The sequence below is a fragment of the Gluconobacter vitians genome (genome assembly GCF_015244565.1).
GTDB classification, from domain to species: domain Bacteria; phylum Pseudomonadota; class Alphaproteobacteria; order Acetobacterales; family Acetobacteraceae; genus Gluconobacter; species Gluconobacter vitians.
In genome coordinates, this window is the sequence record NZ_JABCQG010000016.1 from 42193 (window position 1) to 63783 (window position 21591).

Here is a 21591-nt window from a genome sequence, read left to right on the forward strand (position 1 = left end):
AACGCCCATCCGGGCGGACCTGTTTGGACTGGATCGCATGCGTTTGCATGCTCACAGTCTTGCTGCCTCACATTCCAGGACTGCGTTTTCAGGTTACGGGAACCCGCTGATCGCGCGTCTGAACGACAATGCGCGCGTTCTGCAGAAAGCCAATATTGCCCTGTCCCATGCCTCCGAGCAGGGAGAGCAGCTGACGCCCGCCGCTGAATGGCTGATCGACAATTATTACCTGATGGACATGCAGATCCAGACCATCAAGGTGGAACTGCCGTCCGGATATTACCGGGACCTCCCGAAACTTGTGGAAGGCGTGTTTGCTGGGTTGCCACGGGTATTCGAAATCGCCTGGGCTCTGGCGGCCCATACTGACAGCCATATCGATACCGCGACAATCCGCGGGTTTCTTGAGACATATCAGCAGACCCAGCCGCTTCTCATCCGTGAACTCTGGGCGGTGCCGATCAATATCCGCATTGTGCTGATCGAGAACCTGCGTCGCATCTCCCGGAAAATCAGCGACGATTTGCAGGCGCGTGAGAAAGCAGACGCGCTGGCCGATACGCTGACGGAAAATGGCGGCTCAGGCGGCCCGCAGACCATGCGGGTGCTCGCAGGTGTGGAAACGGCGTCGCTTACGCCTGCATTTCTCGTCCAGTTTGCACATCGCCTGCGGGGACATGATCCTCAAAAGGATCTGGCATTTCTGTGGCTCGAAGGAGTGCTTCAGGAAAGAGGGACGGATCTTGAAACAGTCGTTCATGCCGAAATGCAGGAACAGGGCGCGCTGAATGCGACGATCCGCAATATCATCAACAGTATCAGACTGACGACAACCACTGACTGGAATGATCTGGTTGAAGAGGTCAGCCTCGTCAGCCGTATTCTGGCGGCGCATGGCGACTTTTCGGGAATGGATTTCACAACGAGGCATCTGTACTGCCGCGCTGTTGAAAAACTGGCGAAGGGATCGCGTTTTTCAGAATGCGATATTGCCAGCCTCGCCGTTGCAAAAGCCCAGGATGCGCGACTTGGAGAGAGCATCGACCCAAGGCGGACCGATCCGGGATATTATCTGATTGCTGAAGGGCGTTCCGGCCTGGAAGAAGAACTGGCTTTTCGTGCGCCTTTGCGTGTGCAGATCGGAAAAGCCAGCCGGCGACTGGGGATTACCGGATACAGCGTTGCGGTCACGCTCCTGACGCTGCTGCTCCTGTCGGGCTTCCTGTCGCTCATGAACGGCTATCTGCCAGGGCGCGCTTTCCTGCTGCTGCTCATACTAGGGTTTATCCCGGCTTCGGATGCCGTGGTGTCCGGAATGAACCGGTTCCTGATGTGGGCCATCACGGTGTCCGAACTGCCGGCGCTTGAGCTCAAGGCGGGCATTCCCCCGGAACTGCGGACGATGGTTGTGGTCCCGACACTTCTGACCCGGCGTGAGGCCGTCGCGGAAATGGTCGATCGGCTGGAGAAGCACTATCTGGCCAGCCGGGACGGGGACATCAGCTTTGCGCTCCTGACGGACTGGACAGACTGCACAACCGAACACCGGGCAGGCGACGAGGATCTGCTGGAACAGGCGGTACAGGGGATCGCGCGGTTGAACCGGACTTATGGTGCGCCGGGTCAGGAGGCGGATCGCTTCCTGCTTCTGCACCGCCGTCGTATCTGGGCTGAAGGTGAGGGGAAATGGATCGGCTGGGAGCGTAAACGCGGCAAGCTGCATGAGCTGAACCGGCTTCTGCGCGGGGCGTCCGATACGAGTTTCATACCGCTTGCAGGACAGCGCATCCCGCAGAACGTACGATATATTGTCACGCTCGATAGCGACACGCGACTGCCTTATGAAGTGGTGCGCCGTCTGGTCGGAAAACTGGCCCATCCTCTCAACAGGGCCGGATTTAATGCCGAGCTTGGGCGTGTCGTCGAGGGATACGGCATTCTTCAGCCGCGTGTGACGCCTTCGCTGCCGAAAACGCGGAGCAGCACGCTGTTCCAGCGGGTTTTTTCGAGCCCCAACGGGATCGAGCCTTATACGGCAGCCGTCTCCGACCTGTATCAGGACATGTTTTCCGAAGGCTCGTTCGCGGGTAAAGGAATCTATGACATCGATGCCTTCGAGGCAGCCCTGGCAGGCCGCGTACCGGAAGGAACGCTTCTGAGCCATGACCTGTTCGAAGGTGTTTTCGCCCGGGCCGGGCTTGTCACCGATGTCGAGGTCATCGAGGAATTTCCGACGGACTATCTGGTATCGGCGTCCCGGCTGCACCGCTGGACGCGGGGAGACTGGCAGCTTCTGCCGTGGATCTTTTCGTGGATGGGAAAGCTTCCAACGATCGGAATGCGCCCCAATCCCATGACCGGGATTGCGCGCTGGAAGATGCTGGACAATCTGCGGCGCAGTCTCTCGGCACCGATGGCCGTGGCGGCGCTGTTCGCCGGGTGGATGCTCGGGGGGCATGATGCGTTTGTCTGGACGTCATGCATCGTCGCAACCGTGGCCATTCCGGCCGTTCTTCCCCTCCTGATTGATGCCCTCCAGCATCGTCAGGGCGAGACGGTGGACAGCTATCTTGCCCTGCTTGGCGCAGACCTGAAACGGACCGTTCTGACGACCGGGCTCTGCCTCGTATTCCTGGCCGATCAGGCGTGCCTGATGGGGGATGCGATTGTCCGCACGCTTGGGCGCGTATTCGTCACGCGCAGGCATCTTCTGCAATGGGTGACGGCTGCGCAGGCCGCGGAAGCACCGCGCGAGAGCATCGTGGGATATGTGCGCCAGATGGGCGGTGCCATCCTTCTCGGGATCATCGCGTTCGGATTGATGCCGCTTATGGCACCGCAGGTGTGGCTCATCATGCTGCCCTTTGCCTGCGTCTGGGTTCTGTCGCCACTCATGGCATGGAAAGCGAGCCAGTACAGCGTATCCGCCCGCAGGCTTGAGGCGACTGCTGAAGAAACCACGTTCCTGCGCATGCAGGCCCGACGGACATGGCGGTATTTCGAGACTTTCGTCACCGCATCCGATCATTTTCTGCCGCCCGATAATTTTCAGGAAGAGCCGAAAGGTCTGCTGGCCCGCAGGACGTCCCCAACGAATATGGGGCTCTATCTCCTTTCCGTTGTTGCAGCGCATGATTTCGGCTGGATTGGTATGTCAGAGGCCGTGGACCGGGTCCGGGAAACGCTCGGCACGATGGCGCGGCTTCCACGCTTTAAGGGGCATTTCTACAACTGGTACAGCACGGAAAATCTTTCCGTCATGATGCCGGTTTATGTCTCGACCGTGGATAGTGGCAATCTGGCCGGGCATCTCATCACGCTGGGCAGGACGCTTGCGGAATGGGAGCGCAGGGGCCGGTCCCATGACGGCTGGAGGCAGGGTGTTCAGGATGCCCTGAATCTGGCGCAGCACGAACTGACCTCCGGCAGCGATGTGTTCCGCGCGGAGGACATCACACAGGACGTCCGCGCACTTCTTCATGAAATGGCGGAAAACAGCGCGGGACAGGCCTTTGTCGAACAGAGGCTGGGCGTTCTCGTCACGCATGTCGAGGCAACACTCCGGCATCTGAACGGGATGGCGGAACGCCGGACGTCCGAGAAGGACATGGCTTGCGTAACGGGCGCCGAGAACATCCTGTTCTGGCTCCATGCAGCCCAGCAGGCCATACGCAGCGATCAGAGGGATGACGGGGCCGGAATACGGACCGCCAGACTGTTGCAGGACCTGGCTACGCAGGCACGGAATATGGCGCTGGAAATGGAGTTCGGCTTCCTGCGCAACCGCGAACGCGGTCTGCTGTCGATCGGGTTTGTCGTCAATGATGGGACGTTGGACGAGAACTGCTACGATCTGCTGGCCTCGGAAGCCCGGCTTGCCGTGTTTTTCGCGGTAGCGAAAGGCGACATTCCGGCCCGGGACTGGTTCAGGCTGGGGCGGCCCGTAGCGGCCGTGGCGCGCGGAGAGGCTCTGGTGTCCTGGTCGGGCTCCATGTTCGAATATCTCATGCCATCGCTGATCATGGCAGCGCCGTTTGACAGCCTTCTTGAAGGAACCAGCCGACAGATTGTCAGACGCCAGATCGAGTATGGACAGGCGCGTGAAACGCCCTGGGGCATTTCGGAATCCGCCTATAACGCCCGCGATCTGGAGTATAATTACCAGTATTCGAATTTCGGCGTGCCGGGCCTTGGGATGAAGCGCGGGCTCGCCCAGAACCTCGTGATTGCACCCTATGCGACGGCTCTGGCCGCAATGGTGGATGCCCGTAAGGCGGTGACGAACTTCTTCCGTCTGGAAGGGCTCGGGGCTCAGGGGACTTTCGGGTTTTACGAAGCGCTCGATTACACCAAGGAACGTCTCCAGCCCGGAGAGAAGGTCGCGATCGTCCAGTCTTACATGGCGCATCATCAGGGGATGTCCATTCTGGCATTCGCCGACAGCGTGCTTGAAGGGATCATGCGCAGGCGCTTTCATGGGGAACCCATGATCGGTGCAGCTGAACTCCTGCTGCAGGAGCGGGCCCCGACCGGGGGCGCGATTACGAGACCCATGAAGGAGGAAAAACTGCTCCCGCCGCCCGTCTCCACGGGGCAGGCGCCGGGAGGGCGGCACATCACGCTGGATGTCCGTACCGCGCCTGTTACGCATCTGCTGTCCAATGGCCGGTACAGTGTCATGCTGACAGCGGCAGGCTCCGGTTACAGTCACTGGGACGGGCAGGCGGTCACGCGGTGGCGTGGGGATGGAACGCTGGATAACCGGGGCTCTTATATCTACCTCAAGGACATCGGTCGCGGGCGCGTCTGGTCGGCGGGGTTCCAGCCCTGCGGTGTTGCCGCGGATCACGCCAGCGTCGAGTTCCGGGAGGACCGCGCCACGTATCTGCGACAGGATGGCGAACTGACGACAGCAATGGATGTGCTGGTCTCGGCAGAAGATGACGCCGAACTGCGCCGCGTTGCCGTCAGCAATACGGGACTGGCGCCGGTCGAAATCGAGGTGACGTCCTATGTCGAGCTGGCCCTGTGTCCGCCAGACGCTGATCTGGCGCATCCCGCGTTTGCGAAGATGTTCGTCCAGACGGAGTATCTTCCCTCACGTCGCGCCATCATCGCGACGCGGCGTCGCCGCAGTCCTGGCGAACAGGAAATCTGGGCCGCCTGCCTGATCGTCGGAGGTGGCGCACTGTCAATCGAGACGGACCGGGCACGGTTTGTCGGGCGGGGGCATGATCTTCGGACACCCTGCGCCTTGCAGGGACGGACGGAGCTCTCTGGCAGCACGGGAACCGTGCTGGATCCCATCTTTGCGGCACGGTGCAGGTTGAGTATTCCGTCGCGCGCAACACGCAAGCTGTCATTCTGGACTATTGTCTCCTCCACACGGGCCGGGCTGATGGAGAGCATCGAGCGGCATCAGGATCCGGCGGATCTTGACCGCGCACTGACCTTGGCTTGGACACATGCGCAGGTTCAGTTGCGGCATCTCGATATCCGGCCGACACAGGCGGATCTGTTCCAGCAGCTGGCAGGGTCGCTGCTTTATGCAGGGCCAATGATGCGGGCGTCTCCCGAACGTATCAGACGCGGTGCGGGGCGGCAGACCGATCTGTGGGGGCAGGGCATCTCCGGCGACCTGCCGATCCTGCTGCTCGTCGTGAGCGAAAGCGAGGATTTCGAACTCGCCCGCATGGTACTCAGGGCACATGAATATTTCCGCATCAAGGCTCTGGCCGTTGACGTGGTCATCCTGAACGAGCATCAGACGTCTTATGCTCAGGAACTCCAGCAGGCGCTTGAAACCCTTGTAAGATCGTCGCCGATGGGTGGCGGAGCAGGCGCGATACGCTTGCTCCGGGGCAGTCTGATGTCAGTTGCCGTGAAGGAACTTCTGTTTTCTGCAGCGCGCGTGGTGCTTTCGGGCAAGGGCGGCAGCCTGCAGTATCAGCTCACACAGGCCGAGGCAGCCCGTTACGGAACTGCGGAGACTGGACGGGTGTCGGTTGGCAGGGCCTACAGGGCTTCTGGTGAGGCACCCCCTCTGCCTGAACTTGAGCTTGCGAATGGCTATGGCGGATTTACGGCCGGGGGCATGGAGTATGCTGTGATCCTGCGGGGACGGCGCACGACGCCAGCTCCGTGGATCAATGTGGTTTCAAACCCGCATTTCGGATTTCAGGTCTCCGCAGAGGGCAGCGGTTATACCTGGTCGGGAAACAGCCGCGAGAACCAGCTGACACCCTGGAGCAACGATCCGGTCAGCAACCCGACCGGAGAGGCGTTTTACCTGTGCGATGAGGAAAACCGGGTTTTCTGGTCACCGCTTGCCTCTGTCTGCCATGACGAGGCTGCGGTTTATGTCGCATATCACGGGCGGGGATACAGCCGGTTCGAACGGGTCGCAGGCGGGATCGCCAGTACGCTGGTGCATTATGTCCCGCAGGAAGAACCGGTCAGGATTTCGCGGCTCCGTCTGGTGAACCGGTCCTCTCATACCCGCACGCTCCGTGTGACGGCTTATGTGGAATGGGTGCTGGGACGCGCCCGCATGTCAGCCGCGCCGTTTGTCTCGTCAGAGCGCGATGCACAGACCGGGGCTGTTCTGGCGCGGAATGTCTGGGGAGACACGTTTGGCGACTGCGTGGCTTTTGCGGATTTTCAGGGCCGGCAGACATCCTGCATGGATGACCGGGCGGCCTTCATAGGCCGCAATGGCAGTCTGTCTGCGCCTCTGGCGATCGCCCAAGGGGGGGATCTGGCAGGAATCGTGGGTGCAGGTGTCGATCCATGCGCGGCCCTGCAGACCGTCATCACTCTGCCGCCGGGCGAGGATACCGAACTCGTCTTCCTGCTGGGGCAGGGGCAGAATGCCGAACATGCCCGGGAACTGGTGACGAAATACCGGACCGCTGATCTGGATGCCGTGCTGGACGAGGTGAAGCAGGGCTGGCAGTCGGTTACAGACGCCATTCAGGTTCGCACGCCTGACCGGGCGATGGACATCATGCTCAATGGATGGCTGCTGTACCAGTCCCTTTCGAGCCGAATCTGGTCGCGGGCCGGCTTCTATCAGGCGAGTGGAGCCTACGGGTTCCGGGACCAGCTTCAGGACGGAATGTCGCTTGTGACGTCCGCACCTGCGCTGGTCCGGGAGCATCTGCTGCGTGCGGCATCCCGGCAGTTTCTGGAAGGGGACGTGCAGCACTGGTGGCTGCCGCAGAAGGGCAATGGTGTGCGGACGCGGATTTCCGACGACTGTTCCTGGCTGGCCTTCACGGTTGCACATTACGTGCGTGTCAGCGGTGACAGATCCGTTCTGGATGAAGCCGTGTCATTTCTGGAGGCTCCCGTGCTTGCTCCGGATGAGCATGAACGGTTCCTCCAGCCGGAAACGGCGGAACGGACGGCATCGCTGTACGAGCACTGTGCCCTGGCGCTGGATCACAGCCTGAAATGGGGCGCTCATGGTCTGCCGCTCATGGGAACCGGAGACTGGAATGACGGGATGAACCGTGTTGGCGAAGCAGGGCGGGGAGAGAGCATCTGGCTCGGCTGGTTCCTGTCATCGGCGCTGAAGGCATTCCTGCCACTGGCAGAGGCGCGGGATGATCAGGCTCATGTGGCGCTGTGGGAAAAGGCGCTGACGGATTTGAAAGTCGCGCTCGAAAACGCCTGGGACGGGGACTGGTACCGTCGTGCCTATTTCGATGACGGCAGCCCGCTGGGAAGCCGTCTGAACCGGGAAGGGCGGATTGACGCGATCGCGCAGTCCTGGGCGGTGATCTCCGGAACGGGCGATCCGGACAGGGCGCAGCGGGGCATGCAGGCTGTCCGGGAACAACTGGTCCGGCTGGATGATGAAATCATCATGGTGCTGACGCCGCCATTTGATACATCAGAGCCTGACCCCGGCTATATCCGCGGCTATCCGCCCGGCGTGCGTGAGAATGGCGGGCAATACACTCATGCGGCGCTCTGGACGGTCATGGCGACAGCGCTCCTTGGTGACGGGGCAGCCGCTCACGCCATGTTTGCGACGATCAATCCGGTACATCACGCCCGTGATGGCGCTGCCGCCGAAAAGTACAGGCTGGAGCCATATGTGGTTGCCGCAGATGTTTATTCCGCCCCACCGCATGTCGGGCGCGGTGGATGGTCCTGGTACACCGGATCAGCTGGCTGGATGCAGCGTGTGGGCATGGAGATCCTGCTGGGCGTGCGGATCGAAGATGGCAGGCTGTTCGTGTCACCCTGCATTCCACCGGAATGGCCAGGTTTTGAGGTGACGCTGCGCTGGAAGACGGCCACCTACAGGATCGAGGTCACCAATCCCGATCATGTCAGCCGCGGCGCAGTGGAAATTGTCGAGAACGGGAACGCACTTGCAGACGGCGCGCCGATCATTCTGCAGGATGACGGAGGCCAGCATGTTATCGGGGTCATTATGCGAGGTCCATGAAAACGGATTGTAAAATCAACTGGTTGTATGAAGGGGGATGATCCATTAACACCGGGCCAGCCCGGGACGGATGGTATGAGACCGGGCGTGTGAGACGCTGTTGAAATATTTTCTGTATCTTCCGGTTCTGTCTTTTCTTCTCGTATTGCCGGCGCAGGCCGATACGTGCCCGGCAATCTTTGCCGAAGGAACGCCACCTGCGGTATTGCGGGAGACAGCCCGGATCGGCACGGTTCAACTCTGTAATTCCGGTTATGCCGTTCTTGCTTCGGAAGCCAGTAAAGGCCCTCTCTGGTCAGCCGAGGATCTGACGGAAGAAAATCTGGAAATTGCGGACCGGACACGCCGTCAGGGCAGTTTTTTCGTCGATACACGGCTGCCTTTCAGCATGCGCGCCTCGCTCGAGGATTACCGGTCTTCCGGATATGATCGTGGTCACATGACCCCGAGCGGGGATGAGGCGGGCCTTCATGCGCAGCAGCAATCCTTCCTGCTTTCCAACATCGTCCCGCAAACAGCGGAATTGAACCGCGGGCCTTGGGAAGGGGTCGAAAGTGCCGTGCGGGGATGGGCCCGGCAGGAAGGGGAGATCTTTGTCGTAACCGGTCCCGGCTATGATCCGGAGCACGTCCGGACCATTGGAAAGGGCCGTATTCCGGTTCCGGCCGTGACCTGGAAGGCGATCTACGATCCGGCAGCCAACGGGACAGGTGCATATGTCTGTCTGAACACGCGCCACCCAACCTGCAAGATCACGAGCGTGGCGCTGCTGACCCAGCTTGTAAATATCGATCCGTTTCCCGCGCTTCCGGCTGCGTTGAAAGATCATGTCAGCGCAATGCCCCCGATCCGCGAGACACCGGAAGCGCTTTCAAGACAGCCACAGGCCAAGGAACTTCTGCGGGAATGGGGCTCGAAGGCCGCGCAGAAAGCCCTCAAGGCTCTTGTCAAAGCGCTTATCCAGTAAGTGACGTCGTGTAGCGGCCTGAAGGCGTCAAAAATGGTGTCAGCTCTTATACTTTATATGTCCCCGGCTCCTACTGTGAACGTTTTATGAAAAGCAGGAATGTCACAATCAAAAAGGATTAAGATGGATTAAGGCAAGGTTCAAAATAACGGAAACCGGACCTTATGCTCCATTTTGACCCGTCTTCGGCGACATCGCTCGTCGCGCTGTGCCTCTGTTTTGTTTTGGTCTGTGTCTTTGAATTTGCCAATGGCTTTCATGACACGGCCAATGCTGTCGCAACTGTCATCTATACCAATTCGCTCAAGCCGACCGTTGCCGTTGTCTGGTCGGGGCTGATGAACCTTCTGGGCGTGATCCTGGGCGGCATTTCCGTCGCTTATGCGCTCGTGGAACTTCTGCCCCCGGACGTTCTCTCGCCGCCAAGCGGAAATCCGGCCGTTCCGATGCTGGTCGCGCTGTTCGGGACCGCCCTGGCCTGGAACCTGATGACCTGGTGGTTCGGAATTCCGAACTCGTCCTCGCACTGCGTTATCGGATCTCTGGTCGGCATCGCGATCGGTGACTCCTTCGTTCATGCCCGCGAACTCGGCCACAGTGTGGACTGGAGCCAGATCTGGAAGGTGCTGCGCGCGCTTGCCGTGTCTCCGCTGCTGGGGTTTGTGGGCGCGCTTTTGCTGTATTTTCTCATCAAATCCCTCGTGAAGATGCCGGAAATGTACAAGGCACCCACGCCGGAGCAGAAACCGAACCCGATCGTGCGGGCTGTGCTGGTTCTGACCTGCACGCTGGTCAGCTTCTCGCATGGCAGCAATGACGGTCAGAAGAGCATCGGCCTGATTATGCTCACGATCATCGGCATCATGCCCGCTGCCTTCGCGCTCAACCCGGCTTCTCCGGTCAGCATTGAGCAGATCCGCCAGGACGCTCATCAGGCCCTGCCACTGGTCACGCAGTATGACCGTTATTCCTTCAAGGGCGATGCCGTCGCTTCGATCAACCGTCTTTCGCAGACGGAAGGTCCAGCCGAAGCGCCCTCCGAACTGCGCGGTGATGTTTATCAGGTTCTGTCCGGTCTGCGGTCGGTTGCGGCCAACCCGGCAGCATCGGATTCAGACAGGAAGCTCGCATCCCACCTTGCATCCGAACTGCGTCCGACCGTTGAATATGCGCCAGGCTGGGTACGTCTGCTGAGCGCGCTGTGCCTCGGGATCGGGACCATGGTTGGCTACAAGCGGATTGTGCGGACGCTGGGTGAAGGTATCGGCACGACCCATCTGACACCGGCGCAGGGTGCTGCATCCGAGGTCGTTGGCGCGGGTCTGATCATGACGGCGGGCTATACCGGTCTGCCAGTTTCCACGACGCATATCATCACGTCGGGCGTTGCCGGAACGATGGTGGCCGCAGGCTCCGGCATCAATAAAAAGATGCTGACGAAGATCGTGATGGCCTGGCTGCTGACCCTGCCGGTGACGGTCTGTGTTGCGGCGGCAGTCTTCTACGTTCTGGCCTGATAGGCGGAACTCTTTGACCGGAACATGATTGCTCCGGCCCTGATCGGGAAAGGGACTCGATATTGCTATCGCGTCCTTTTTTTATTTCAGACCCCGGCGATCTGCAGAGCCAGCTGTGCCATGCGGATGGCGCCTTCGCGGCTGCCTGCACCGCAGATGAAGCGGGCAGGGTGGGCAAACACGGCGTCGGACACGCCGGAGACAGCGGCCAGCTTTTCACGCTCCAGTCCGCCCCAGGCTTCGGGAAGGGAGACGCGCTGCCCGAAATCCCCGCGCACGGGCGGGACGGCCTTGACGTTCCACTGCTCCGGCCCGGCAGGAGAGACCACGTAGACGACCGGCAACTCGTGCTCGAAAATGACTTTCTCGGTCGGCATGCCGGTTCCCATGACGAGGATGCGCTTGTCTTCGGCATTTTCATAAGCTGCCAGAACGCGGTCCGTCGCCTTGAGGCTGGCGCGGACGCGGTCCACGACATTGGTCAGGTGGGATGCGACGGCTGTGGCGGCATTGGCGAAACCAAGCGATTCACGGGCGCGCGCTTCCTGCCGTCCATAGACTTCGGCCGTGTCCCAGGGCGGGCTGCACGCGGAGACGATGTCCGCCAGCGAGAGCTTGCCCATTTTGACCACGCCGTTGTCGTCCTGATCGATCGGCAGAATCAGGGACTTGTCAAGGCTCTTCCAGATCAGATCCACAGTCGCGTCATCAACCGGGGTCTTCAGGATGTTGCGGATGGCAGCGTGGCCGTAATCCTTCCACAGAAGGCCGGCGGCGCTGTAGGGCGTGCCGTCTTCGCGCAGCGGCTTGTCCTTCATGTGGTGATCGTAGCGGCCATGCGGCGGGTCGTAGAGACCACCCACGTCAAAGACGATATCGGCTGACTTGATGATGTCCGGATTGCGGGTCCGGATGAATGTCAGGCGATCGGCGGATTTTTCGTTAAGGATGCGTGCGCGCAGGTCACCATGCGGGGCGAGAGCATAGTGCAGGATGACATAACCCATGGTCTCATCGACGTGGAAATTGCCCGAATGGGTGAGAGCCGTGACCGGCGCTGCACCGTTTTCGAGACCAATGGGAGTATGTTCAGACATCTGGAGAAACCTGCGGCAGGGAAAAGGGACGTGTTGGCCCCTTTCATGCCGCAGGGCAGCCCGGCAGACAACCTTACTGCCGGGATTGGTTGGTTTCAGGCGGCCTTGTACATCGCGCAGAGCTTGTTGCCATCCGGATCGCGCAGATAGGCCAGATACAGGTCGCCCATCGACGTGTGACGCATGCCGGGCGGATTTTCGATGGCTTCGCCACCGTTTTCCACGCCAGCCTTGTGCCAGGCATTGACCTGTTCGGCGCTGTTCATCGCAAAACCGATCGTCCCGCCATTGGCGGCCGTAGCGGGCTCTCCGTTCAGCGGCCTGGTGATGATCAGACGACCGCCGGCATGAACATAAGCCAGACGACCCTTGTCGTTGGGATCTGCGGGTTTGCAGCCGATGACGCCAAGGGTTGCATCATAGAATTTCTTGGAGCGGGCAATGTCGTTGCTCCCCAGCATGATGTGGCTGAACATGAAAACTCATTCCTCCAAGGGGTATGGCGGCCAGCGGAAACACCGACCTGCGCCTTCAGTCGATATTGATGTTGCGGATACCGCCCGGAATGCGGGTCTTTGAATTGCGCGGCACGAATGAAAGACTGGTCGTGTTGTAATCCGGATTTTCTGCCATGGCCTGAAGCGTCATGTCGTCGCGTACGTCGAGCGGGCGGTCATGGCCACCATTATCCTTGCGAACCTTGGCCGCACAGATATTGGCGGCGGTTGCGAAGGGATGGTCATTGCCATTGGCGCCGGTCAGCATCTGCTCACGGATGCATTTGCTGTCCGTATGTCCTGTCACCCAGGGCGCTGCGGAGCAGGAGGCAAGAAGAAGCAGGCCGGGAAGAAGGACGTAACGCATGACAGAAACCTACTCGTGACGGGAAGGGGAGTAAAGCGCATGGAAATGCAGGGTCTGACCGACTATTGGCTCCCGACTTCCGGAAAGGTCAATGGCTTTGATCGTTTCGCGGGATGGTGGTTCTTTTGAACGATCTGGTGTTCTCTTATGGACATGACTTGCGGAGAATGAGCATGAACCCAGCCGAGTATCCCGTTCTGAACGATCCGGGCGTCCTCACCGAAGTGACAGCCATGTCGGACCGTTACGAAAAAGCCCTTGGAGACAATGCGCTACTGGAGCTCGACGCGCTTTTTTACAATGGCGCCGAGACGGTGCGTTATGGGGTTGGCGAAAATCTTTACGGATTTGACGAGATCCAGGCCTTCCGCCGGAACAGGACTGGCGGTTCTCCGCCACGCGAAGTCCTGCGGCGGCTGGTGACCGCCATTGGAAAAGACGTGGCGACGGTTGATCTGGAGTTCCAGCGGATCGGGTCAGACCGGATCGGGCGACAGAGCCAGACATGGTTCCGGTCGCCCGAGGGCTGGAAGATCATCGCAGCCCATGTGTCGCTGATGGGGACGACATCGTAACCCTGCAAAGATCAGCTTCCGCTGGAGACATATCCGGCCACGGCCCGCTGCCAGGCGAAAACCATGACGCCGAGAAACGCGAATCCCGCGGATGGCGAGAGGGCACCGATCCAGATTGGCAAACCTAGCGGGTCCGGATGGCGGAGGCAGAACAGGGCCGGGTAGTAGCAGACGGCAGCGAGCGGCAGAACGAAGGTGATGAAGCGCCGCAGCCAGCGGCCGAACATGGTCAGCGGGTACTGTCCGGCTTCCACACCGCCATAGGTCAGGACGTTGACGACTTCCAGACCTTCAACGGTGATGAAGCAGAGTGCGGCCTGTCCGATCAGGACGCCAAGGAACATGGCGGCCCCGCCCGCAACGGCCCAGGGCAATACGAGCAGCGCGCTCCACTGCACATGCGGGGCGAGCCACAGACCGGCAACAAGCACGAACAACCCCTGAAGGAAGCGTCCGATCGGCCGCAGGCGCAGTTCATGGCCAAGAAGCAGGAGCAGTGTTGAGCGTGGACGCAGAAGCAGGCGGTCGAAACTACCGGTCCGGACATATTCCCCGCCAAAGACCTCGAACCCACGTCCCAGCGTCTCGGCCACGGCAAAAGCCACGTTCACCAGACCGTACAGGACGGCGACCGTGCCGATGTCCCATCCCGCGATGCTGCCGAAGCGGTGAAACAGGCTCCAGATACCGAAGAAGCTGAGGAGCGTCGTAACGAAATTGCCGATGGCCTGAATGATGAAGGTGCCGGGATAGCGCAGCTGCGCCACGATCGAAGCACCGGCCATCCGCCGATACAGTCCGACCGGGCCAAGCGTGCGGGAAGGGGAGTGTGGCATGTCAGGCACCCTGCACCTCCAGTCGGTTCACGGTCTGACGCATCCACAGCCGCCCAAGGAGCGTCAGGGCCGCAAGCCAGAAGATCTGCAGGCCCAGACCTGTCGCAACGCCACCGGGAATGGGCGTTCCGAGATAGATGCGGATCGGGATATCGGTAATGCCGGCGAAGGGTTGCACAAGCAGGAACGGGCGGATCCAGTCGGGATAAAGCGGCAGGGGCAGCAGCATCCCGGACAGCAGGACGGCCAGAGGTGTTCCCACCGCGTAGCTTCCCAGCGGGGAAAGCGTACGGGCCGTGAGGATGTTCCATCCCATGACGATGGTGGCGGAAAGCAGCGCACCGAGCGTAATGGAAACGAGGGCAAGGATTGCGGATATCAGGCTCGCAGGGGGGGCAAGGCTCCAGGCTCCCAGACCAACAAGCATGGCAAGCGGTCCGGCCACGCAGGCCAGCAGGACCGCACGGGGCACGGCGTTCCCCAGCAGTCGCGCCAGACTGGCAGAGAGCCACCAGTTCCACATATCGACTGGCCGAAGCAGGTCATAGACGATGGCGCCTGTCCGGGCCGCGTCTCCGATAGCAGGCAGACAGCCCAGCGGCAGAAGCGTGAAAAGCGACTGCTGGATCCAGGTATAGGTCATGGCCTGTCGCAGCGAGAGCGGTGCCTGCACATCCGGAGCCGCATGATAGACGGAGGCATAGGCCATCAACGTCACGGCCCCGAACCACATCTGCGCCACCAGTCCGGCGACGACCGCGATGCGGTATCGCAGGCCGATCTTCCATTGCAGACCAAAGGCCGTGAGATAGGGACGCAGGCTCATGCCGCGTGATCCGCATAGAAACGCGTGATGATTTCGTCGATCGAAGGGCGGCTGATCCGCAGATCATCCAGACCCGGCAGATGACCCACATGCGCGACGAGAGCCGGGGCAGGGATCTGACGTGGGTCGAAAGTGATCGTGATACTGTGGGGCTCGCGCGCGGTTTCGCTGGCGCCGGCGGGGAGTGTCAGTTCGGGGGGCGTATCATGGAAATCGAGTTCGAGAATACGCTCGGACAGGGTTGTCGTCCGCAGGTCCTCGAACGGGCTGTCTGCGAGGATGCGGCCGTGACCAATGACGATCACGCGCTCTGCGAGAGCTTCAATATCGTGCATGTCATGGGTGGTCAGCAGGACGGTAGTGCCCCGGTCCTGGCAGAGTTCATGCACGAAGGCTCGGACGGCGAGCTTGGACGGTGCATCCAGCCCGATTGTCGGTTCGTCAAGAATAAGGATGTCTGGATCATGGATAAGGGATGCCGCGATTTCCGCACGCATTCTCTGCCCGAGGGAAAGCTGACGCACCGACTGGTCCATGATCCCGCCAAGATCAAGTGCGTCTGCCAGACGGGCGCGGTTGCGGGCGAAGCGCTCAGGCTCGACGCCATAAATATCGCGTAGAAGAGCGAGACCCTCGCCAACCGAAAGATCCCACCACAACTGGGTGCGTTGCCCGAACACGACGCCAATTCGCGCGACATGGGCCACACGGTTTGTCCACGGAACCAGCCCGTTGACCTGCACCTCTCCTGAACTCGGACGCAGGATGCCGGAGAGGATCTTGATCGCCGTCGATTTTCCCGCACCATTCGGGCCGATGAACCCTGCGATCTGGCCTTTGGGCACGGAGAAGGAAATCCCGTCCAGCGCAACAATGTCCCGCGTTTTGCCCCGCCAGCTTCCCCCTTCGCGGATACGATAGGTTTTCCGCAGATCACGGACCGTAATGGCGTCTGAAGTGGAAAGAGGCGTCTGCATCAGGGCTCCGTGATGGGCGGGGGAGGAGATTTTTCAGAAACAGTGACCAGCGGAGAATAATGAAAGCAATAAGTTTCTAATACGGAGCCGAAAATTGGAGCCTGTATTGCCGGATATTCTTTCGAATTATTTGCCATTGGACCTGCCTGAAGCAGGGCAAGATGTACAGCGTTTCAGCTTCCCTTTCTGAAGCGCGTTGACAGGATGATCGCCGAAACGGTCCGTTCCACGCCATCCATCTGTCCGATATCGTCAATCGCCCTGTTGATGTTTTCAGTCGTTGAGGCGCCAAGAAGGGCAATCAGGTCCGAGGCTCCGCTGACGGCATGCAGTTCCCGGAGTTCCGGCAGCATTTTCAGATCCCGCTCAACCTTCTGGCTGTAGCGTGGTGTGATGACGATCGAAACATGGGCGCGCACCAGATCGTCATCCCGGCTTTCCAGAAGCGTATAGCCCCGGATGTGACCCTGCCGCTCCAGACGTTCCATTCGTCCCTGAAGCGTCGTACGGGATATTCCCAGCCTGCGGGCCAGCGCAGCAGTAGGGGTGCGCGCATTGCGGCGCAGGATATCGAGAAGGGCCTGGTCGATCTGATCCGTCATTCTGCCTGTTATATCCGGCAATCTGCCAATGGAAACGGCTTTTTGCCGTCAGCCTGCCACTTGAGATCCGTCGTCTTCGGTCATGATTATTTCCATAACACTTCCGGAACAGGATCATCACCATGAAGCAGGTTACAGTCGCAGGCGCAGGCAAGATCGGTTCGGCCATTGCAGAACTTCTCCATCACGGTGGCTACAAAGTGACGCTGCTCGACTGTCACGCGGATTATCTCAAGAGCCTGAAACTGCCGGAAGGGATCGTGCGCCGGACGGCCGATATTGCACAGGGCCTCGATCCCGCACTGCTTGCGGGGCAGTTTGCCGTTCTTTCCGCGCTGCCCTTCCACCTGACACGGACCGTCGCCAAAGCAGCAGCAGTGGCGGACGTGCATTATCTGGACCTGACCGAGGATGTCGCCTCCACAAAGGACGTCAGGGCTCTGGCCGAGGGCGCCTCAACAGCGTTCATTCCGCAATGCGGTCTGGCGCCGGGCTTTGTCTCCATTGCTGCGCATGATCTGGCCGGGCATTTCGATGAGGTCGATACGATCCGGCTGCGCGTCGGTGCACTGCCACGTTTCCCCTCCAATGCCCTTGGCTACAACCTGACCTGGAGCACGGAAGGTCTCATCAACGAATATATCGAGCCCTGCGAAGCCATTGTGAATGGCAGGCGGGCACTGGTTCCTGCGCTCGATGGCATGGAAACGCTCGGCGTGGACGGTGTTATCTACGAGGCCTTCAACACATCAGGCGGACTTGGATCGCTGTGTGAGACCTATGAAGGCCGGGTTCGCGAGCTTAATTACCGGACCATGCGCTATCCGGGCCATCGCGACATCATGAAGGTGCTGCTGTCGGATCTGCGCCTGTCGGAACGCCGCCACATCCTTCAGGATATTTTCACGTATGCCATTCCCGGGACATCTCAGGATCTGGTGGTGCTCTCGGTCATCGTCACGGGCACGCGTCATGGCAGACAGCACCAGGAAACGCTGGCCCGGACCATTCAGGCGCAGGACTTTATGGGCGGCTATCGCACAGCCATCCAGTTGACGACAGCGGGCTCGATTTGCGCCGTTCTGGATCTGCTTGCCGAAGGAAAAATCCCGACCAGTGGCTTTGTCCGTCAGGAAGACATTCCCCTCGATGCCTATCTGGCTAACCGATACGGACAGGTTTACCAGCAGGAGGGCTGAGCCTCCTGTTGCCTCAGTGGCACATCAAAAGCCGGACCAGAAGGAGACTGGCGCTAACAAGGCCTGTGAGAGACATCAGCACTGTCAGCACCAGCGGCCGACCGGCCCGGAAGACGGAGCGAATATCAATTCCCAGGCCAAGCGCCGCCATTGCCAGAATGGTCAGGAAAGTGGCTGTCTGGCTGAGAGGCGCAATCAGGGCTGATGGGATGACACCGAATGAGCGGATGATAACCATCAGCATGAACCCGATGATGTACCACGGAACGAGGGAAGTCAGCTTTTGACGCTGGCCGAAGCGGTCGGCGACCGGATTGGGGTCATTTCTGTCTGCTCGACCGGCCAGAAATAAAAGAGCGATGCAGACCGGACCAAGCATCAGAACGCGCATCAGCTTGACGAGCGTTCCCATCTGCAATGCTGCAGGTCCGAAAGGGAAAGCCGCCGCCATGACCTGCGGGACGGCATAAACCGTCAGTCCCGCGACGGCTCCTTTTGCGATGTCTGGCATGTGCAGACAGGACAGCAGAAACGGTAGTCCGAGTACGACCGCAAGGCCTCCTGCCGCGGTAAAGGCGATCGTTGCGCCAACATCCTCGTCACGGGCATGAACGGCGGGTGCTGCCGCCATGATTGCGGAATTGCCGCAAATGGAATTGCCGCAGGCCACAAGAAGCGTCTGGGTTGGCGAAAGACCGTTCAGCCGTCCGGCCCAGCAGGTGAAAACAAGGCTGAAAATCACCATACCCATGACAGACAGCAGGAGTTCCGGTCCGGCAGAGAGGACAGCCTGCAGACTGAAAGTCGTGCCCAGGATGACGATGGCAATGTTGAGAAGCGTCTTGGAGCAGAATTTTATGCCTGGCTGAAAAGATGCTGCCGGTTTGTAAAAGGAGCGGAAGACAACACCGGCAACCAGTGCAAGATTGAGTGCTTCAAGAAACGCCTTGCCTGTAAGCGCCCGTTCCAGACCTTCGAGACCGTAAGCCAGAACCGTAATTCCGATGCAGAGGCTAATCCCCGGAATACGGGAATTTGTCAGAGCAATGGATGGAAATGGCGAATGATATCCCGGGCGCGTTATGGACTTCACGATACTTTCTCCTTGATGACGATTTAGGAGATCGCAAACCAATCGTTCCAACGCATAATTTTTCTGATCCCAATCAGGAAAATCGATGAATTGTGCTATCAGACCATCATGACCCTTGATCAGCTCCGTCTTTTCATCGCTGTCGCCGAGCGCGAACATGTCACCGCTGCGAGCCGGGCGATGAATGTGACCCAGTCAGCCGTCTCGGCCGCAATTGCCGCTCTGGAAGGACGCTATGGGGTCAAGCTGTTTCACCGGGTGGGGCGGGGCATCCGTCTGACCGAGGCCGGACGTCTTTTTTTGCCGGAAGCCCGCGCTGTCATCGCCCAGGCGACAGCGGCAGAGCATGTTCTCGACGATATCAGCGGGTTGAAACGGGGAACGCTGAAAGCCGTGGCCAGCCAGACGACGGCGGCCTACTGGCTTCCACCCATCCTGGTCGCTTTCCACAGGAAATATCCGCAGATCACCGTAGAACTTGCGATCAGCAACACCGAAGAAGCAGCGCGGAAAGTACGGGAAGGTGAGGCTGAACTGGGGATTGTGGAAGCCATCGTCGATGATCCGGTTCTGGCGCAGTGGCCTCTGGGCGAAGATCATCTCATCATCGTGCAGGCAGAAGACCGGGTTTCCGAACCCGTGGGGAAAGACTGGCTAAAAGCTCAGCCCTGGGTCATGCGGGAGCCCGGTTCCGGGACGCGTGCCACTCTGGAACATTATCTTCGAAGCCTCGATATCCTCCCGGGAGAGTTGGAGATCAGTCTCGTTCTTCCATCAAACGAAAGTGTACGGACTGCTATTGAGGCAGGGGCAGGGGTCGGTGCTTTGTCGTCGCTAGTCGTCGCGCCAGCACTTCTGGCCGGAACACTGCATGCTGCGTCCAACGTGCTGGAAACCCGCTTCTTCTATGGGTTACGACACAAGGAGCGTTATCGAAGCCCTGCGGCTGATGCGTTGCTGGACATGATCGAGCGTGCGGGCAGAGCTGTAAAAAATCAGAAAGTTTAGGCGAGCAGGCATAAAAAAAGCCGCCCTGACGGGCGGCTTTCTGCACATCGGAATGTACAGCAGGGCAATCAGATTGCCTTGATGCTCACTGCCGACGTCTTGCCATTGCGGCCAGACTCGAGCTCGTAAGAGACATGCTGACCTTCGTTGAGGGTGTGCATTCCAGCGCGCTCGAGTTCAGAGATGTGAACGAACGCATCCTGGCCACCGTTGTCAGGCTGGATGAAACCAAAGCCCTTGGTGGAATTAAACCATTTTACGGTGCCTGTTGCCATAACAAGGCTCCTTTTTAACAATAGCAGTCGTGCACAAGATACGCACGAAATCATAACTCTTAAGGGGAACGAATGACGCAACATGCGTCGAAAACCCGCTCAGGAGCACCTGCCGACATCAGATAGACGTTAAATCGCCCGTGAGTGCAAGAGAAAACTCGGTTTGCAGGAAAATAAATTGTAACAGGAATTCAATATCGGGTCCGATGATATCCTGAATTCAGACCATTTCCAAAGCCGTTATGTAATTAACACAGTTTGTAAATTGGTCTTAATTCTTACAGACAAGGCGGCAGATTGTTTCAATATTGAAGGTAATTCTTTCCTGCAGGGCTTCGGGGGATGTGAAATCCCGCTCGAAGATTACCGCGCCCGTGAAGCGGTTCGTGAAATAATAATAGTTGATCGAGGCGATGGTGATGTTGAGCTGCGCTGCATCAATGCCTTCGCGAAAGACGTTTTCCCGCACGCCGCGATCCAATAAGGCCTGAATGCGGCGGATGAATTTTTGACTGACCGTTCTCAGGGTAGGGGAGTTCTTGATGTGGACCGCCTGGCAAAGGTTTTCGCTGTTAACCAGTGTGATGAACTCGGGGTTTCTGATGTAATACTCCCAAGTGAAACGGACGAGCGTTTCAAGTGCGGCTCTGGGGGGAAGATTTTCCAGATCGAGTTTCGTCTCTTCGGTCCGGATATTCAGATATTCCCGTTCCAGCACTGTCCTGAAGAGGCCATCCTTACTTTTGAAATAGTGATACAGCATCCTCTTATTGGCTTTTGCATCCAGGGCAATTGCATCGACCCGGGCGCCTTCGAGGCCATTTTTTGAAAATTCTTTTTTTGCGGCTTCGAGAATGCGTAGTTTCGTGGCTTCCGCGTCCCTGACACGCGTCTTTACGGAGATGGACATTCTTTTTTTCTCAGGGGGCATCAGTCGCCTGTTCCGCACTCAATAGGAGCGCTCTCTTTGCGGGAAACTGCCATAAAATGGAAGTGCCGCAAAAGATCACACACAAAATGAGAAAAAATATCAACGTAACGTGATTTCATGCTAGTGCACCCCTGCGATATGTGTAAGTAACTACATGGTGCATTAGGCGTTAGGAAGCTGGAACCCCAACGCCTTTGGTCAAATGCAGGTGAGGGGCACCTGTAATTCAGAACTGTCTACAGCCGTATTTATTAGGGCCTGTTAGCACTTGAAACACTTCCCATATTATAGGGATGGAAGAAGGAGACGGAACAGGCACTTTTACGGACGAGACATGGGCGATCTGGGAGCCTCTGATTGAAG

At 59.1% G+C, this 21591-nt stretch carries 16 protein-coding genes; 6 read left to right on the top strand and 10 right to left on the bottom strand.

The window, feature by feature from the left end; genetic code table 11:
• The first annotated feature begins 37 nt into the window (after nt 1–37).
• From HKD24_RS11855 to HKD24_RS11865, 3 genes are all read left to right on the top strand, one after another.
• Nucleotides 38–8461, top strand: coding sequence for a GH36-type glycosyl hydrolase domain-containing protein (locus tag HKD24_RS11855; protein WP_228124367.1), 8424 nt, complete (start codon nt 38–40; stop codon nt 8459–8461).
• A 100-nt stretch (nt 8462–8561) separates the two neighbouring features.
• The gene (locus tag HKD24_RS11860) at nt 8562–9428 is read left to right on the top strand and encodes a DNA/RNA non-specific endonuclease (RefSeq protein WP_194260468.1); all 867 of its coding nucleotides are present in this window, start codon (nt 8562–8564) and stop codon (nt 9426–9428) included.
• A 164-nt stretch (nt 9429–9592) separates the two neighbouring features.
• Entirely contained in the window at nt 9593–10945 is a 1353-nt protein-coding gene (locus HKD24_RS11865; protein WP_172493232.1) for an inorganic phosphate transporter, read from the top strand.
• Between the two features lie 86 nt (nt 10946–11031).
• Here the strand turns inward: HKD24_RS11865 and HKD24_RS11870 are convergent, their stop codons facing one another.
• The 3 genes from HKD24_RS11870 to HKD24_RS11880 all read right to left on the bottom strand — a co-directional run bounded on the left by HKD24_RS11870 (nt 11032) and on the right by HKD24_RS11880 (nt 12906).
• Nucleotides 11032–12042 (bottom strand): MYG1 family protein, encoded by a 1011-nt coding sequence (locus HKD24_RS11870; protein WP_194260469.1) that lies wholly within the window; start codon nt 12040–12042, stop codon nt 11032–11034.
• Between the two features lie 95 nt (nt 12043–12137).
• Complete coding sequence (locus HKD24_RS11875; protein WP_194260470.1) at nt 12138–12518, bottom strand: VOC family protein; 381 nt, start codon at nt 12516–12518, stop codon at nt 12138–12140.
• 55 nt (nt 12519–12573) lie between these two features.
• Nucleotides 12574–12906 (bottom strand): hypothetical protein, encoded by a 333-nt coding sequence (locus HKD24_RS11880; protein WP_194260471.1) that lies wholly within the window; start codon nt 12904–12906, stop codon nt 12574–12576.
• Nucleotides 12907–13079: 173 nt separating this feature from the next.
• On the opposite strand from HKD24_RS11880, the gene hpxZ reads away from it, so the two are divergent.
• A complete protein-coding gene (hpxZ, locus tag HKD24_RS11885) occupies nt 13080–13481 on the top strand; it encodes an oxalurate catabolism protein HpxZ (protein ID WP_194260472.1) in 402 nt (133 codons plus the stop codon).
• A gap of 11 nt (nt 13482–13492) precedes the next feature.
• Here hpxZ and HKD24_RS11890 read toward each other — a convergent pair whose 3' ends face one another.
• The 4 genes from HKD24_RS11890 to HKD24_RS11905 all read right to left on the bottom strand — a co-directional run bounded on the left by HKD24_RS11890 (nt 13493) and on the right by HKD24_RS11905 (nt 16722).
• Nucleotides 13493–14317, bottom strand: coding sequence for an ABC transporter permease (locus HKD24_RS11890; RefSeq protein ID WP_194260473.1), 825 nt, complete (start codon nt 14315–14317; stop codon nt 13493–13495).
• Between the two features lies 1 nt (nt 14318).
• Nucleotides 14319–15143 carry an ABC transporter permease gene (locus HKD24_RS11895; protein ID WP_194260474.1) on the bottom strand — a complete coding sequence of 275 codons (825 nt, stop codon included), beginning with the start codon at nt 15141–15143 and terminating at the stop codon, nt 14319–14321.
• Nucleotides 15140–16120 (bottom strand): ABC transporter ATP-binding protein, encoded by a 981-nt coding sequence (locus HKD24_RS11900; RefSeq protein ID WP_194260475.1) that lies wholly within the window; start codon nt 16118–16120, stop codon nt 15140–15142. The genes HKD24_RS11895 and HKD24_RS11900 overlap by 4 nt, the downstream gene beginning before the upstream one ends.
• A 173-nt stretch (nt 16121–16293) precedes the next feature.
• Nucleotides 16294–16722, bottom strand: coding sequence for an Lrp/AsnC family transcriptional regulator (locus HKD24_RS11905; RefSeq protein ID WP_194260476.1), 429 nt, complete (start codon nt 16720–16722; stop codon nt 16294–16296).
• Nucleotides 16723–16844: 122 nt separating this feature from the next.
• Between HKD24_RS11905 and HKD24_RS11910 the strand changes: the two genes are divergently transcribed.
• Complete coding sequence (locus HKD24_RS11910; protein ID WP_194260477.1) at nt 16845–17921, top strand: saccharopine dehydrogenase family protein; 1077 nt, start codon at nt 16845–16847, stop codon at nt 17919–17921.
• A gap of 13 nt (nt 17922–17934) precedes the next feature.
• Here the strand turns inward: HKD24_RS11910 and HKD24_RS11915 are convergent, their stop codons facing one another.
• Entirely contained in the window at nt 17935–19005 is a 1071-nt protein-coding gene (locus HKD24_RS11915) for a YeiH family protein (RefSeq protein WP_322783314.1), read from the bottom strand.
• Nucleotides 19006–19122: 117 nt separating this feature from the next.
• Here HKD24_RS11915 and HKD24_RS11920 point away from each other — a divergent pair, with 117 nt between their 5' ends.
• Entirely contained in the window at nt 19123–20022 is a 900-nt protein-coding gene (locus HKD24_RS11920) for a LysR substrate-binding domain-containing protein (protein ID WP_194260479.1), read from the top strand.
• Nucleotides 20023–20090: 68 nt separating this feature from the next.
• Here HKD24_RS11920 and HKD24_RS11925 read toward each other — a convergent pair whose 3' ends face one another.
• Nucleotides 20091–20297, bottom strand: coding sequence for a cold-shock protein (locus HKD24_RS11925; protein ID WP_024717199.1), 207 nt, complete (start codon nt 20295–20297; stop codon nt 20091–20093).
• 271 nt (nt 20298–20568) lie between these two features.
• On the bottom strand, nt 20569–21207 hold the full coding sequence (locus HKD24_RS11930) for a TetR/AcrR family transcriptional regulator (RefSeq protein ID WP_228124368.1): 639 nt from the start codon (nt 21205–21207) through the stop codon (nt 20569–20571).
• Between the last annotated feature and the right edge of the window lie 384 nt (nt 21208–21591).